This is a genomic window from Chloroflexus sp. (assembly GCF_056331925.1).
In genome coordinates this window covers 89457-102557 of record NZ_JBWGQH010000005.1, presented here as the reverse complement: position 1 = coordinate 102557, position 13101 = coordinate 89457, and the positions used below count along the sequence as shown (strand labels likewise).

Sequence of the window (13101 nt, the reverse complement as noted above, 5' to 3'; positions counted from 1 at the left end):
AGTTGCAGTTTCGAGAACCTTCCGGTATACTATTGCTTCGGTGTAGGGATCACGGCATTGCCGCTGCTGCGGGGCACACCAAATCTAGCACGAAGGAGGTGATGAGAGAGGATCGCGGATACGACCATAGAGCTGGGCGACGCCCCACGCCGCATGACAGTTCTATGCCGATAGTGAGTGCCGTGCCGCCGATCCAGCAGCGCTATGCGAGTTGAACGTCGTGAAGGTGAAACGGTAGAACAACTGATTCGTCGCTTCAATAAAGGTGTCGTTGCCGAGCGAATCACCAAGACATACCGCGAGAAGATGCACTTCATCTCGAAGAGCGAGCAGCGCAAAGAGAAGCGCCGCCGCGCCGAACGCAATCGCCGCAAGAAGCTGGCGAAAGCTGCCGCTCTTGGTTTGTAGGAGACGTTTATCGGTGGCACGATGCGCTGATGCGGTTACGCGCGCATTGTGCCACTAACTATCTAAAAATACATGAGAGATCGTGATACGAAAAGCCATTGCTTTGCCGGCAAGTGTTTTTAACCAAAAGATAAAATCATCCCAAGGAATCGTCACATATGTTTGATAAGCTTGAAGCTGTTGCTCAGCGCTACGATGAATTGACTCAGCTTATGGCTCAGCCCGAGGTGGCAACCAATGTCACCCTCTTGCAGCAGTATGCGCGTGAACAGCGTGAATTAGAAGATATTGTTACTACCTACCGCGAATACCAGGTGGCCCAGCGTGCCATTGCTGAGGCCGAGGCGATGCTCGATGAGAACGATCCCGAACTGCGCGCTTTGGCGCAAGAGGAACTCGATACCCAACGTAAGCGGCTTGCTACCCTCGAAGAGCAATTGAAAGTACTCTTGTTGCCACGCGATCCCAACGACTCGAAAGATGTCATTATGGAAATTCGGCAGGGTGAAGGTGGCGACGAAGCAGCCTTGTTTGCCGCCGACCTCTTCCGCATGTACACCCGCTTTGCCGAGTCGCGAGGATGGAAGGTAGAAGTCGATAGCCTTACCGAAAATGGTATTGGCGGGATTAAAGAAGTCATTTTCCAGATTCACGGTGAAGGGGCGTACAGTCAGTTGAAATACGAGGGTGGGGTACATCGCGTGCAACGAGTACCGGCAACCGAAGCACGTGGGCGCATCCATACATCAACCGCGACCGTCGCTGTGTTGCCGGAGGTCGAAGAGACCGAGATCGAGATCAAACCCGAAGACTTACGTATCGATGTCTTTCGCAGTGCTGGTCACGGTGGGCAAGGAGTGAATACGACCGACTCGGCAGTGCGGATCGTGTACAAGCCCGGCACCCCGGAAGAGATAGTCGTCACCTGCCAAGATGGCCGTTCGCAGATTCAAAACCGTGAACGAGCTATGACCGTCTTGCGCGCTCGGCTCTATGCGCGTGAACAAGAGAAGCGCCAACGCGAAATCGGTGCCTCACGGCTGGCTCAAGTCGGCAGTGGGGAGCGCGCTGAAAAGATTCGCACCTACAACTTCCCCCAAGATCGCATTACCGATCATCGCATCGGTCAAAACTTCTCAAACTTGCCGGCAGTACTCGACGGTGAACTCGATAAGATCATCGAGGCCCTGATCGTGTACGATACTGCCGAACGGCTGCGAGCGAGCGGCATCAGCAACAATTAACTTACGTAGACACGCTATAATACTACGCAATATCGTTCCGACTCCGGGAAGAAAATCATGCTGACACCGGCGCTCGCGGCTTTTATTGAACGCATGCCCAAAATCGAATTACACCTTCACCTCGAAGGTGCCGTTGCCCCTCGCACCTTTCTAGAGCTAAGCCGACGCAACGGTATCCCTCTTCCCGTGAGTACCGAACAAGAATTGGCGCAACTCTTCCATTACGACGATTTTCACGCCTTTCTCGATACATTTATGGCGCTCGCGGCAACTATCGTGTCCGGCGAAGATTTTGAATTGCTGGCTTTCGAACTGGGCATGCAACTGGCAGCACAGCGTGTTGTCTACGCCGAAGTGATGTTGTCACCGATGCAACACGTGCGGCGTGGCGTCGATCTCGTCGAGACGCTGGCCGGTACTGCCGCCGGTTTTGCCCGTGCTGCGCAATACGGAGGGCCACGGGTGGGGTTGGTCCTCGATTATGGCCGCCAGTATGGTGCCGCTGCTGCATGGCCGATCCTCGAGACGGCCATCGCATGCCGTTCCTACGGTGTGGTAGGATGGTCAATCGGTGGGAATGAGATCGGTCATCCACCCGAAGAGTTTATCGATCTGTTCACCGCCGCCCGCACCGCCGGCCTAGGAGTGATGGCCCACGCCGGCGAAGTGGTTGGGCCGACCAGTGTGTGGGGCGCAATTGATGTCCTCGCAGTAAGCCGGATCGGTCACGGCATCCGCAGTGTGAATGATCCGTTGCTGATGCAGACCCTGACCGAACGCCAGATCGTGCTCGATGTTTGTCCGAGTAGCAATGTTCGCACAAAAGCGGTTCCAACATGGTCGAGTCATCCCCTACGTCGGTTATACGATAACGGCGTATTGGTCACGATCAATTCCGATGACCCCACCTTCTTCGAGACCACGATCAGTGAAGAATTTCGCCGTGCGGTCACCTATCTCGGTTTTACTGCCGATGAGTTCTGTCAGATCACACGCACTGCGGCACAAGCCGCCTTCTTACCGATAGATGAACGGGCTGCCCTTATCACCACCGTTGAACATCATCTCCAAACCCTACGCACCGAACTCGGTGTATGAACAATTGCCGGTGCAACCGACAGAATATGCTACAATACGATATATCGTGAATGGAGCGTTCGTACTGCGGCAAGGCAAGCCGGTGCGCACCGATGCGTGAATCTGCGCTGCGGAAACGATCCCCAGCGCTGTCTGTACAAGACGTGCTTATCAATTCAATCGGCGATAGTCAAGTTACACGAGGTCACCAGTGACACAGAACGGCCAGGAACGATCAGTTGTACTGGAAGCTCGCGGGATTACCAAACGCTTTCCCGGTGTCATCGCTAATGACAATGTGTCGCTGAAGCTACACAAGGGCGAGGTATTGGCCTTGCTCGGCGAAAACGGCGCCGGTAAATCAACACTCATGAATATTCTGTACGGGCTGTACCATCAAGACGAGGGCGAAATCTTTGTCAAGGGTGAACCAATCCGGATTAGTAATCCGCATGAATCGATTGCCCGTGGGATCGGAATGGTACACCAGCACTTCCAATTGGTACCGGTGATGACCGTAACCGAAAACATCATCCTCGGGAACGAAGTCACCAACGGCCCGTTCCTTAACCGCAAACAGGCTGCTGAACGCATTCGGGCTATCTCCGCCCAGTATGGCCTCCCCGTTGACCCTGATGCTTTAGTTGCCGATCTTGATGTAGGGGCACAGCAGCGCGTTGAGATTATCAAGGCGCTTTATCGAAACGCCGATATTCTCATTCTCGATGAGCCAACCGCAGTGCTGACGCCGCAAGAGGCTGACGATCTCGTGCGGGTTATGCGTACACTGACGGCTCAAGGCGCTTCGATCATCTTCATTACGCATAAGTTGCGTGAAGTTCTTGAGGTTGCCGACCGGATTATCGTGCTGCGTAATGGTAGGGTAGTCGGTGAAACGACCCCGGCGCAAGCGACTGAAGCGAGTCTGGCCGCGATGATGGTCGGACGCGAAGTTATTTTAAAAGTTGAGAAGCAGCCGGCTCACCCCGGCGAGCCGGTTCTCGAAGTCCGTGACTTGCATGTGCGCGATGACCGTCATTTGTTGGCAGTACGTGGAGTCACTCTCGAAATACGCGCAGGTGAGATCCTCGGAATCGCTGGCGTACAAGGCAACGGCCAAACCGAACTGGTTGCGGCACTCACCGGTCTGCGGCCAAGTGAAGCCGGCACTGTTCGGATTGCCGGTGTTGATGTGACCAACGCTACACCACGTAACATTAGCGAGTTGGGTGTGGCCCATATTCCCGAAGATCGTCAGCGCGACGGGTTAGTGACCTCGTACCCGCTGACCGATAACTCAGTTCTGGAATTGTACTATTTGCCGCCGTTTGCCAACGGGATTGTGCGCAACGATCAGGCCATTAGCGAGCATTGCACACGTTTGGTTGCCGAGTTCGATGTGCGCACACCGAGCATCCACGTACCGGCTAGTTCACTGAGCGGTGGTAACCAGCAAAAGCTGATTGTGGCCCGCGAGTTTACCCGCCCGCTGAAATTGCTGATCGCGGCTCAACCAACCCGTGGGATTGACGTCGGTTCGATAGAGTTTATCCATAATCAGATCGTGAAAAAGCGTGATGAGGGCGTTGCTATCTTACTGGTATCCGCCGAACTCGATGAGATTTTGTCTCTGGCCGACCGCATTGCCGTCATGTATCACGGCCAGATCGTCGCAACGGTGAAAAACGGCGAACTCTCACGCGAAGAACTTGGTCTGTTGATGGCCGGTGCGACGCTCGATCGCTCGCTACCGGTTGTTGCCTAAGCGCGAGCAGTCAGGGAGAACAGCATGGCGCAAGCAGCCACCGAAACAGGAGTACGACCCTCGGCGCTCCGCCACTTTTGGGATCGCTGGTCGGGAATACTAGTGCCGATCCTTGCGGTGTTTAGCGCGTTGGTGGTCGGCGCATTCATTATCGGAATTACCGGTGCGGACTGGCAAGCCGCCTATATTGGCCTCTGGGAAGGCTCATTTGGCTCGCCACGGGCCATCGCCGATACGGTTGTGCGTTCGACACCGTTTATCATCTGTGGTTTGTGCGTAGCGTTAGCCTTCAAAGCCGGCTTGTTTAATATTGGTGCAGAAGGCCAACTCTACGCCGGGGCTGTTGCTGCGGTCGTGATCGGGACAACGTTGCAAATGCCGGCGATTTTTCACATTCCGACCGCGTTGATCGCCGGCGCACTTGGTGGGGCAGCCTGGGCCGCTATTGCCGGTTTTCTCAAAGCTCGCACCGGGGCGCACGAGGTGATCAATACGATCATGCTCAACTACATTGCCCTTCGTATGACCGACTGGCTCATCCGTAGTAAGACACCCTACATTTTGGGCGATCCTGCCGACACGACCGGTGCCCGGTCACGGCTGATTGTTGAGACAGCTCGCTTACCCGGTATTCAAGTTGGGAGTTCGACGGTACTGCACCTCGGCATTCCGCTAGCACTCGTACTTGTCTTTGTCGTCGCCTGGCTGCTCTACCGCACGACGCTAGGTTTCGAGATGCGCACTGCCGGCACAAATCCGAATGCTGCCCGCTACGCCGGGATGAGCGTGCCTCGCACCATCGTTTTGGCGATGGCGTTGGCCGGTGGGCTGGCCGGGATTGCCGGTGCAATTGAAGTGATCGGTGTTCGGGGGGCGCTGAGTGCTGATTTCTTTTCCGGCCTCGGCTTCGACGCGATTGCCGTAGCCCTTTTGGCCCGTGCTAATCCGGTTGGGATTATCTTTTCGGGGTTGCTGTGGGGCGGTTTGCTGACCGGTGCTCGCCTAATGCAGGTACGAGCTAGCCTGTCCATCGACGTGATCAAGATAGTCCAGGCACTGATCATTATGTTCGTTGCCGCCGACCAGATTGTGCGGTTTATCTATCGGCTACCCAAACGTAAACCCGGCGAAGAGACGCAACTCTCGAAGGGATGGGGCGGGTAACGGTACCGACCACGCAGCCCCAACTTCTATCGCACAGAGGAATATCGCAACGGCGGCGCTCAGGTGAGCGCCGCTCTATACCTCAGCAAACACTATGGATGACATCACCATGCAAAATCGTCCGGCTAAAGCTGCCGCCGAAGAGCGGATGGCCGAGATCATCTTGCCACATCAGACCAACGGCTACGGAACGATGTTTGGCGGTGACGTGATGGCACTGATGGATAAAGCTGCTGCTATCGCCGCCCTGCGCTTCTGCCGTTTGCCGGTTGTTACGGCTTCAACGGAACGGATCGATTTTCGCACGCCGATTGGGCAAGGCGAAATCGTTGAAGCCTTCTCACGTGTGATTTATGTCGGACGCAGCTCAATGGTTGTACGCGTTCACCTTTTCGCCGAACATCCGTTGATCGGCGACCGTCGCCTCTGTACAACTGGCTATTTTAGTATGGTTGCGATTAATCGTGACGGTGGCCCTTCGCCAACCGTGCCGCAACTCCTCTTACTTGACGACGAAGCCCGCGCCGAACACGCGATTGGAGCCGAGATCCACGCTGCCATCGCTGCGCGCCGTAATGCAGGAAAACGATGATCGACGAATCACTGTTTCGCCAAACGATGAGCCATTTTGCCTCGGGAGTGACGGTAGTTACCACGAATTACGAAGGTCGGTTGGCCGGACTGACGGTCAGTTCGTTTGCGTCGCTTTCCTTATATCCGCCACTCGTGCTCGTATGTATCGACCGTTCTGCCGCCAGCCACGATGTGATCGCTGCTGCCGGGCAGTTCGCCGTCAATATTCTGTCTGAAGATCAAGAATACCTCTCACGTCGCTTCGCCATGCACGATGGTGAAAAGTTTGCGCCACACAGTTTTACCCTCTCGCCGCGTGGCTTACCACTCCTCAATGGCGTGTTGGCCCAGATTGAGTGCCGCCTGCATAGTGCGTTGCCCGGTGGCGACCATACTATCTTTACCGGCGAAGTAGTAGATGCACGTGTGTTTGGCGGACGACCGCTCCTGTACTATCGGTCGGGGTACCACCAGTTGGGGTAGGTGAGTCAGCGCGTTCGGGCAACTCATGAATGGCAAGAGCGGATATAGATGGCGGGTGCATGAGCACAGTGGTGTGTGACCCACAAGGGCGTGGTATAGTTGCCCCAAGCTATTGTAAGGAAACACACCGATCAGCACGATCCCCTGACACGGCTGATGGTTACGTTAACGGCATGAACTATGGCAGCCGCACCAGTATGACTAATTACCGACCTTCTTGCCAATTCAGATCGCACTGGCCCGCCATACTGAAGTACTGGCTGCTATGCCTCCTCTGGTTAGCGGCGTGTAGTGGGTCACCGACACCGATGCACGGACCGGTTCAAATACCTACGCTCATGCCCACCGTCCCTGCTTCTCCGACAGCCACAGTTCAGGAGTGGCAAGTGCTGACAACCGGGATTGAATTCCGTCGCCTTGATGCACCGGGTTCATCCGTGCAGGTTATTCGCGTCGATCCAACGCAGGTACGGTTCGTAGTAGGCTACGATCCGACCGCGCCACGGATGCTGAGTGCGTGGGCTGCGCAATACAGTGCGGTCGCTGCAATTAACGGTGGTTTTTTTAACAGAGCTGGTGAGCCGGTCGCCTTGCTGATCAGTAATCGGCAGATCATTGGCCAAAGTTACGTCGAGCAGGGTGGAATGTTTGCGGTTGATGCAGAAGGGAGACCGCACCTGTGGCCATTGGCCGAGCAACCCTACGACGGTACCGTTTTCGAGCAAGCAATTCAAGGATGGCCGCTGTTGGTACGTTCGGATGGCACTGCCGCATATACCGATGAAGATGGTCAACGCGCGCGTCGCAGCGCTATCGCGCTCGATGATCAAGGACATGTGCTGCTCATCGTTGCGCCCGCCGCCAGCTTTAGCCTTGCGGAATGGTCACAATTTTTAGCGACCGCCGATCTTGAACTTACCATCGCTGTTAATCTCGATGGTGGCTCATCGAGTGGATTGATGGCGCAGAGTGACCACGGCAATATCCGGATCGACTCCTTTGTCCCTTTGCCCTTTGCCCTGCTGGTACTTCCCCTTTGACAGTCGGTCAGAGCAAGGGTAAGATGCTCAAAGATTCACTGTACGAACACCCTGCAGTGAACAAAACGACTCGTTAGCACACATCCACTTGGTGAACATAAGGAAGATCGGTGCGAAACTGGAAATTATGGCTTGGATTCATCATTAGTATCATATTCCTCGGTGTCGCCCTCTACGGTCTCGATCTCGTCCATTTCTGGGAAGCACTGCGCGAGGCGAATTACTGGTGGCTGATACCGGGCATTGTCGTTTATTTTGCCACGGTCTGGGTGCGCACGTGGCGCTGGCAATCGATGCTCAATCACATTGCCTTTGTGCCGTTACGCTCCCTCTTCCCAATTGTGGTTATCGGTTACATGGGGAATAACGTCTACCCTGCACGCGCCGGCGAAGTGTTGCGGAGCTATGTGCTGCGTCGCAATTGCGGTATCGCGATGAGTGCCTCGTTGGCGACCGTCGTGCTTGAACGACTGTTTGACGGTCTGGTGATGCTCTTGTTCGTCGCAATTACCCTTCCCTTTGCTCCTTTGCCGAACACATTCCGCACCCTCGTGATCGGGTTTAGTGCGATGTTTATCGTAGCATTGATCGGCTTCATTGCCGTCGCTGCTTATCCACAACGTATGAGTCGGCTCTACACCTTAACCGTTGATCGTTTTGCCCCACCATTTTTGCGCCCGCGTATTCACGGCCTTTTTGATCGGTTCATCATCGGCCTACAATCGCTGCGTAGCCCACGTGAGATGCTGGTTATTCTGATGACCTCAACGCTGATCTGGTTAGGTGAAACGTTAAAATACTGGTTTGTGATGCATGCTTTTCCGTTTGAAGTATCGTTTCTCGTCTTGATGCTCATGACGGCGGTGGTGAATCTCGTTACCACCATCCCCTCCACACCGGGATATATCGGTACGTTTGATGCGCCCGGCATTGCGATTTTGACCCAATTCGGTGTTGTCCATGCGATCGCTGCCGGCTATACGCTGGTATTACACGTTGCGTTATGGTTGCCGGTTACCCTGCTTGGTGCATGGTATATGCTGCGTCAAAGCCTGACATGGCGCGATATGGAGCGAGCGGCAGCGTTGCAATCTCAAACAAGCCCCTCGGCCAACGATGAAGCTATCACGACACAAAAGGTTCTGCCATGAAGGTTGCGATCATCGGTGCGGGCTTTGCCGGTCTGAGCGCTGCCTATGACCTTGCCGGCCACGGCTATACGGTCACGATCTACGAAGCCGGCGAGCAGGTAGGAGGCTTAGCCAGTGGTTTTCGCGATCCGACGTGGGAATGGCCGCTCGAGCGATTTTATCATCATATCTTCACCACCGATCATGCCATTATTGCCCTGACCAACGAGATCGGCCTGCGTGACCGGCTCTTCTTTCGCAGTCCGGTGACGGCTCAATGGTGGCGAGGACGCGGTTATGCCCTCGATGGCGTGCTGCCGGTGTTACGTTTTCCCGGCTTACCCTTCATCGACCGGTTACGGTTTGGGTTGACCGCGTTTTACCTCAAGTATCTTACGAACAATTGGCAGAAACTCGAACAAACCACCGCTACAGCATGGATCGAGCGCTTTTCGGGCAAGAACGCTGCACAGGTAATCTGGCATCCATTACTCGAAGGAAAGTTCGGTCTTCACGCCGATGAGGTCAATATGGCGTGGCTCTGGGCACGACTTCGCGCACGTAGCTTTCAGTTGGGCTACTTTGTCGGCGGTTTTCAAGCATTCGCCGACGCATTATGTGCAGCATGCCTCCGTCGCGGCGTACAGGTTGTACTGCAAACACCGGTGAAAGCCGTTCACCAAACTGCCGGCGGTTGGCAGGTACTGGCCGGTGATCATCCGCCAACCGACTATGATGCTCTGCTCGTTACCGGATCGCCAGAACTGTTGGCACGGCTGGTTCCGCATCTCCCGAGTGGCTACCTCGGCCAATTACACCGGTTGCGTTCGATGGGTGCAGTTGTGATGACTATCGCTCTACGTCGACCGCTTACCAACGGCATCTACTGGCTCAATCTACCGAAGGATGAATTCCCGTTTCTGGCGCTGGTTGAACATACGAACTTTATTGAACCGAGTCGCTATGGCGGTGATAATCTGATTTACTGCGGCGATTATCTCGACCCCGACCACGAGTATTTTCGGCTCACCCCAGAAGGGTTGCTCGAACGCTTTGTGCCGGCACTACGCCAGATCAACCCCGCCTTCCAACGCGAATGGGTACGAGCCTATTGGCTACACCGCGAACTCTACGCTCAACCGATTGTGCCGGTTAACCATAGCCGCAACATTCCGCCCATCCCAACTCCCCTGCCCGGCCTCTATTGGGCTAGCATGAGCCAAGTCTATCCGTGGGATCGCGGCACCAACTACGCAGTCGAATTGGGCCGACGGGCGGCACGGATCATGCGCGAACACCTGCACCCTAAGCCACAGGCGGTACCATCAGGCTATTGAGACAGAGAGACCGGCGTAGTACAAAAGCGACACAGACGTTGTTTGTCGCTATAAGGGGAGGTGATAGTTGCAATATCGGCTTGGCTTGATAGTTCTCCTCTGTGGGCTTATTATCGGCTGTAGCGCCGGAGTGAATACGCCGGCTCCTACGCAAGCTCAGCAGCCCACTACAACCTCCACTATCGGATCGGCAACCGCCGCTTTACCGCCGACCGGCGTCCCGGCAACGACATCGACAACCGCTACCCCAACCAGCTCCGGCTATGCCATTCGTTTCTTTGGCAGTAGTAACGACGACCGTGACCGCATCAAGATACCGCTGGGAACTATCGATAGCAGTGGTCAGCTCACCACTTCCCGACCGGTCAATGTGAGCGGCGATCTGACGATTGAGTTCTGGATGAAAGCCACCGCCAGCGATAATACCGCTCCTGATTGTGATGGATGGTACTACGGCAATATTATCATCGATCGTGATGTCTTTTGGGCAGGTGATTATGGTGACTACGGTATTGCCATCTGCGCGAACAAACTCGTGGTCGGATTCAGCGTTGATAGCGATGATCGGCTGCTCACAGGCAACACCATCATCACGGACGGAGCCTGGCATCATATCGCCGTTACCCGCGCCAATAGCGGAGAAGTACGCTTGTTCGTTGATGGACAGCTCGATGCAACAATGATCGGACCAAGTGGACGGATCGATTACCGGCTCAATCGCCCCACCGATTATCCCAACAGTGATCCCTACCTTGTGTTTGGAGCTGAAAAACACAAGGTAACCGGTAGCCTTCACTACAACGGCCTACTCGACGATGTCCGCATATCAAACGTGGTGCGTTACACCGACCCATTTAGCCGGCCCACGACACCGCACGCCATTGATGCAAACACCATCGCGCTTTACCGCTTCGATGAAGGTAGTGGTACGACAATCGCTGATAGCACACCAGGCAACCAAAGCCCCGGCGAATTGAAACCACGTCCCGAAGGCGCTGCACAACACTGGTCAACCGACACCCCTTTCACCAGCAGCACCCCCTTAACTTAACGCCGCGTGCCTTTATCCAGATGATTATAAAGTCATGAAGAGAAACTTCAGCACTGCTTGGTGATGGCTATTGCTGCAATAAACTCTTCATCTGGCGAAAGATAAAGCGCGCCGCAAATTGCGGATTAAGGCGCGAGAGGAGATCCATCAACCGCGCATCACTCCCGACTAACACCCGATACCGGTTGCGTTCGATACCCTCAACAATTATCTGAGCCGCGCGCTCTGGTGCAAGTGCCGTCGGCGCACGCCGGTTATTGGTCGTCCCCGTCGGTAACCGATTCACGCCCGAATTGGCAACGATATTGGTACTCACCGCGCCGGGAAAGACAACCGTGACACACACGTTTGTTGTGAGCAATTCTGCATAGAGACCTTCGGTAAACAACTTCACCGCCGCCTTCGCCGCACCATAGATCGTCTGGCCCGGTACCGGTAAAAAGCCGCCCATGCTCGAAACATTAACGATATGCGCTTCAGGTCGCGAGAGGAGATGGGGCAAAAAGGCTTTGGTCATCCATACAGTACCGTAGAAATTGACCTTCATCACCCGTTCGATGGTGGCTTCATCAAGATCAGGCACCCGTAGAAACGGCTGGATGATGCCGGCATTATTGATCAAACCATCAACGACCCCGTGAGCCGCGATAACCTGATCGGGCAGGGCCGCTACCGCTGCCCGATCGGTAATATCGACCGTGTGGGTAGACAACCGATTCGCCGATGAACCGGCCATTTGTGCCGTCTCCTGTAAGGTAGTCGGGTTCAGATCAACTGCAGCGACGCGCGCCCCCTTGGTCAGGAGGTGCAAAACAAGCGCTCGACCGATGCCACTACCACCACCGGTAACAACGATGACTTTGTTGTTGACAAGCATGCTGGTATCCTCATCCTTAGATGTCGGCCACATGCTGACCGACGAGGATACCATACGCCTAATTATCTGTTTCGTCAACGAATAGTACCGGTCCAGGCGACCGCACGTACACCATCCCCCCGCCCCTGCATCACCTATACCATGCGGCAAAGTGATGCACCGGACCATGGCCTTGCCCCAGGCCGGGTGCGTGTTGCAAAGCGAGCGTAATGTAGTCCTTCGCTGCCTGCACCGCCTCAGGCACCGACAAACCTTTTGCTAACCCGGCAGCAATCGCCGAGGCAAACGTGCAGCCAGTACCGTGGGTATGCCTTGTCTCGATCCGTGATGAACTGAAATAACGATACCCATGGCCATCGTACAACACATCAACGCTATCATCGGCCAAATGACCGCCCTTGACCAACACCCACCGTGGACCGAGCGCATGAATCTGCTGGGCGGCCTGTTCCATCTCGGCAACAGAAGTGATGTTCAGACCAGTTAACGCCTTTGCTTCGGGCAAGTTAGGTGTCACAATGGTTGCCAGTGGAAACAGGAGTGAGATCAGTGCGGTTCGTGCCTCTGGGCGTAATAATAGATCGCCGCTTTTAGCAACCATCACCGGATCGACCACTAGATACGGCCAGCGGTAGGTGCGCGCTTTCTCGGCCACAACGGCAATAATCTCAGCATTCGCCAACATACCGGTTTTGACGGCATCAACACCAATATCGGTAACCACCGAATCGATCTGCTGTGCCACCAATACCGCCGGTAATTCAAACACCGCCTGGACACCGATGGTGTTCTGCGCCGTCACCGCTGTCAAAGCACTCATCCCATAGACACCGAGGGCGGCAAAAGCTTTCAGATCGGCTTGAATACCGGCGCCACCTCCTGAATCGGAACCGGCAATGGTCAGACAACGTGGCAAGCTCATCGGCATTTCGCCTCCTCTTCCATATGTATC

General features: G+C 55.1%; 13 protein-coding genes. 11 read left to right on the top strand and 2 right to left on the bottom strand.

Annotated features, from left to right (window positions below):
• Nucleotides 1–204: 204 nt before the first annotated feature.
• From rpsU to AC01ZF_RS04225, 11 genes are all read left to right on the top strand, one after another.
• Nucleotides 205–408 carry a 30S ribosomal protein S21 gene (gene rpsU / locus AC01ZF_RS04275; RefSeq protein WP_012256396.1) on the top strand — a complete coding sequence of 68 codons (204 nt, stop codon included), beginning with the start codon at nt 205–207 and terminating at the stop codon, nt 406–408.
• 158 nt (nt 409–566) lie between these two features.
• On the top strand, nt 567–1652 hold the full coding sequence (gene prfA, locus AC01ZF_RS04270) for a peptide chain release factor 1 (RefSeq protein WP_424674485.1): 1086 nt from the start codon (nt 567–569) through the stop codon (nt 1650–1652).
• A 57-nt stretch (nt 1653–1709) separates the two neighbouring features.
• Nucleotides 1710–2750 (top strand): adenosine deaminase, encoded by a 1041-nt coding sequence (gene add, locus AC01ZF_RS04265; RefSeq protein ID WP_428111261.1) that lies wholly within the window; start codon nt 1710–1712, stop codon nt 2748–2750.
• A 190-nt stretch (nt 2751–2940) separates the two neighbouring features.
• Nucleotides 2941–4494: an ABC transporter ATP-binding protein gene (locus AC01ZF_RS04260; RefSeq protein ID WP_424674487.1), complete on the top strand. Its 1554-nt coding sequence runs from the start codon at nt 2941–2943 to the stop codon at nt 4492–4494.
• 24 nt (nt 4495–4518) lie between these two features.
• Nucleotides 4519–5658 (top strand): ABC transporter permease, encoded by a 1140-nt coding sequence (locus AC01ZF_RS04255; RefSeq protein ID WP_424674488.1) that lies wholly within the window; start codon nt 4519–4521, stop codon nt 5656–5658.
• A 94-nt stretch (nt 5659–5752) separates the two neighbouring features.
• Nucleotides 5753–6250 carry an acyl-CoA thioesterase gene (locus tag AC01ZF_RS04250; protein WP_424674489.1) on the top strand — a complete coding sequence of 166 codons (498 nt, stop codon included), beginning with the start codon at nt 5753–5755 and terminating at the stop codon, nt 6248–6250.
• Nucleotides 6247–6714 carry a flavin reductase family protein gene (locus AC01ZF_RS04245; RefSeq protein ID WP_424674490.1) on the top strand — a complete coding sequence of 156 codons (468 nt, stop codon included), beginning with the start codon at nt 6247–6249 and terminating at the stop codon, nt 6712–6714. Before AC01ZF_RS04250 ends, AC01ZF_RS04245 begins: the two co-directional genes overlap by 4 nt.
• A 386-nt stretch (nt 6715–7100) precedes the next feature.
• A complete protein-coding gene (locus AC01ZF_RS04240) occupies nt 7101–7754 on the top strand; it encodes a phosphodiester glycosidase family protein (protein ID WP_424674491.1) in 654 nt (217 codons plus the stop codon).
• Nucleotides 7755–7864: 110 nt separating this feature from the next.
• Nucleotides 7865–8905 (top strand): lysylphosphatidylglycerol synthase transmembrane domain-containing protein, encoded by a 1041-nt coding sequence (locus tag AC01ZF_RS04235; protein WP_424674492.1) that lies wholly within the window; start codon nt 7865–7867, stop codon nt 8903–8905.
• On the top strand, nt 8902–10221 hold the full coding sequence (locus AC01ZF_RS04230; RefSeq protein WP_428111265.1) for an NAD(P)/FAD-dependent oxidoreductase: 1320 nt from the start codon (nt 8902–8904) through the stop codon (nt 10219–10221). Before AC01ZF_RS04235 ends, AC01ZF_RS04230 begins: the two co-directional genes overlap by 4 nt.
• Nucleotides 10222–10288: 67 nt before the next feature.
• Entirely contained in the window at nt 10289–11272 is a 984-nt protein-coding gene (locus AC01ZF_RS04225) for a LamG domain-containing protein (RefSeq protein ID WP_476575140.1), read from the top strand.
• A gap of 67 nt (nt 11273–11339) precedes the next feature.
• On the opposite strand, the gene AC01ZF_RS04220 is transcribed toward AC01ZF_RS04225, so the two are convergent.
• Together AC01ZF_RS04220 and thiD are read right to left on the bottom strand one after the other, a co-directional pair.
• Nucleotides 11340–12149, bottom strand: coding sequence for an SDR family NAD(P)-dependent oxidoreductase (locus AC01ZF_RS04220; RefSeq protein ID WP_424674495.1), 810 nt, complete (start codon nt 12147–12149; stop codon nt 11340–11342).
• Between the two features lie 130 nt (nt 12150–12279).
• Nucleotides 12280–13077 (bottom strand): bifunctional hydroxymethylpyrimidine kinase/phosphomethylpyrimidine kinase, encoded by a 798-nt coding sequence (gene thiD, locus AC01ZF_RS04215; RefSeq protein WP_476575139.1) that lies wholly within the window; start codon nt 13075–13077, stop codon nt 12280–12282.
• Nucleotides 13078–13101 lie beyond the last annotated feature (24 nt).

Bases quoted from the DNA above. Each gene is read 5' to 3' on its own strand.
- rpsU (WP_012256396.1), top strand. From the start codon at position 205: ATGCGAGTTGAACGTCGTGAAGGTGAAACGGTAGAACAACTGATTCGT.
- prfA (WP_424674485.1), top strand. From the start codon at position 567: ATGTTTGATAAGCTTGAAGCTGTTGCTCAGCGCTACGATGAATTGACT.
- add (WP_428111261.1), top strand. From the start codon at position 1,710: ATGCTGACACCGGCGCTCGCGGCTTTTATTGAACGCATGCCCAAAATC.
- AC01ZF_RS04255 (WP_424674488.1), top strand. From the start codon at position 4,519: ATGGCGCAAGCAGCCACCGAAACAGGAGTACGACCCTCGGCGCTCCGC.
- AC01ZF_RS04250 (WP_424674489.1), top strand. From the start codon at position 5,753: ATGGATGACATCACCATGCAAAATCGTCCGGCTAAAGCTGCCGCCGAA.
- AC01ZF_RS04245 (WP_424674490.1), top strand. From the start codon at position 6,247: ATGATCGACGAATCACTGTTTCGCCAAACGATGAGCCATTTTGCCTCG.
- AC01ZF_RS04230 (WP_428111265.1), top strand. From the start codon at position 8,902: ATGAAGGTTGCGATCATCGGTGCGGGCTTTGCCGGTCTGAGCGCTGCC.
- AC01ZF_RS04220 (WP_424674495.1), bottom strand. From the start codon at position 12,149: ATGCTTGTCAACAACAAAGTCATCGTTGTTACCGGTGGTGGTAGTGGC.
- thiD (WP_476575139.1), bottom strand. From the start codon at position 13,077: ATGCCGATGAGCTTGCCACGTTGTCTGACCATTGCCGGTTCCGATTCA.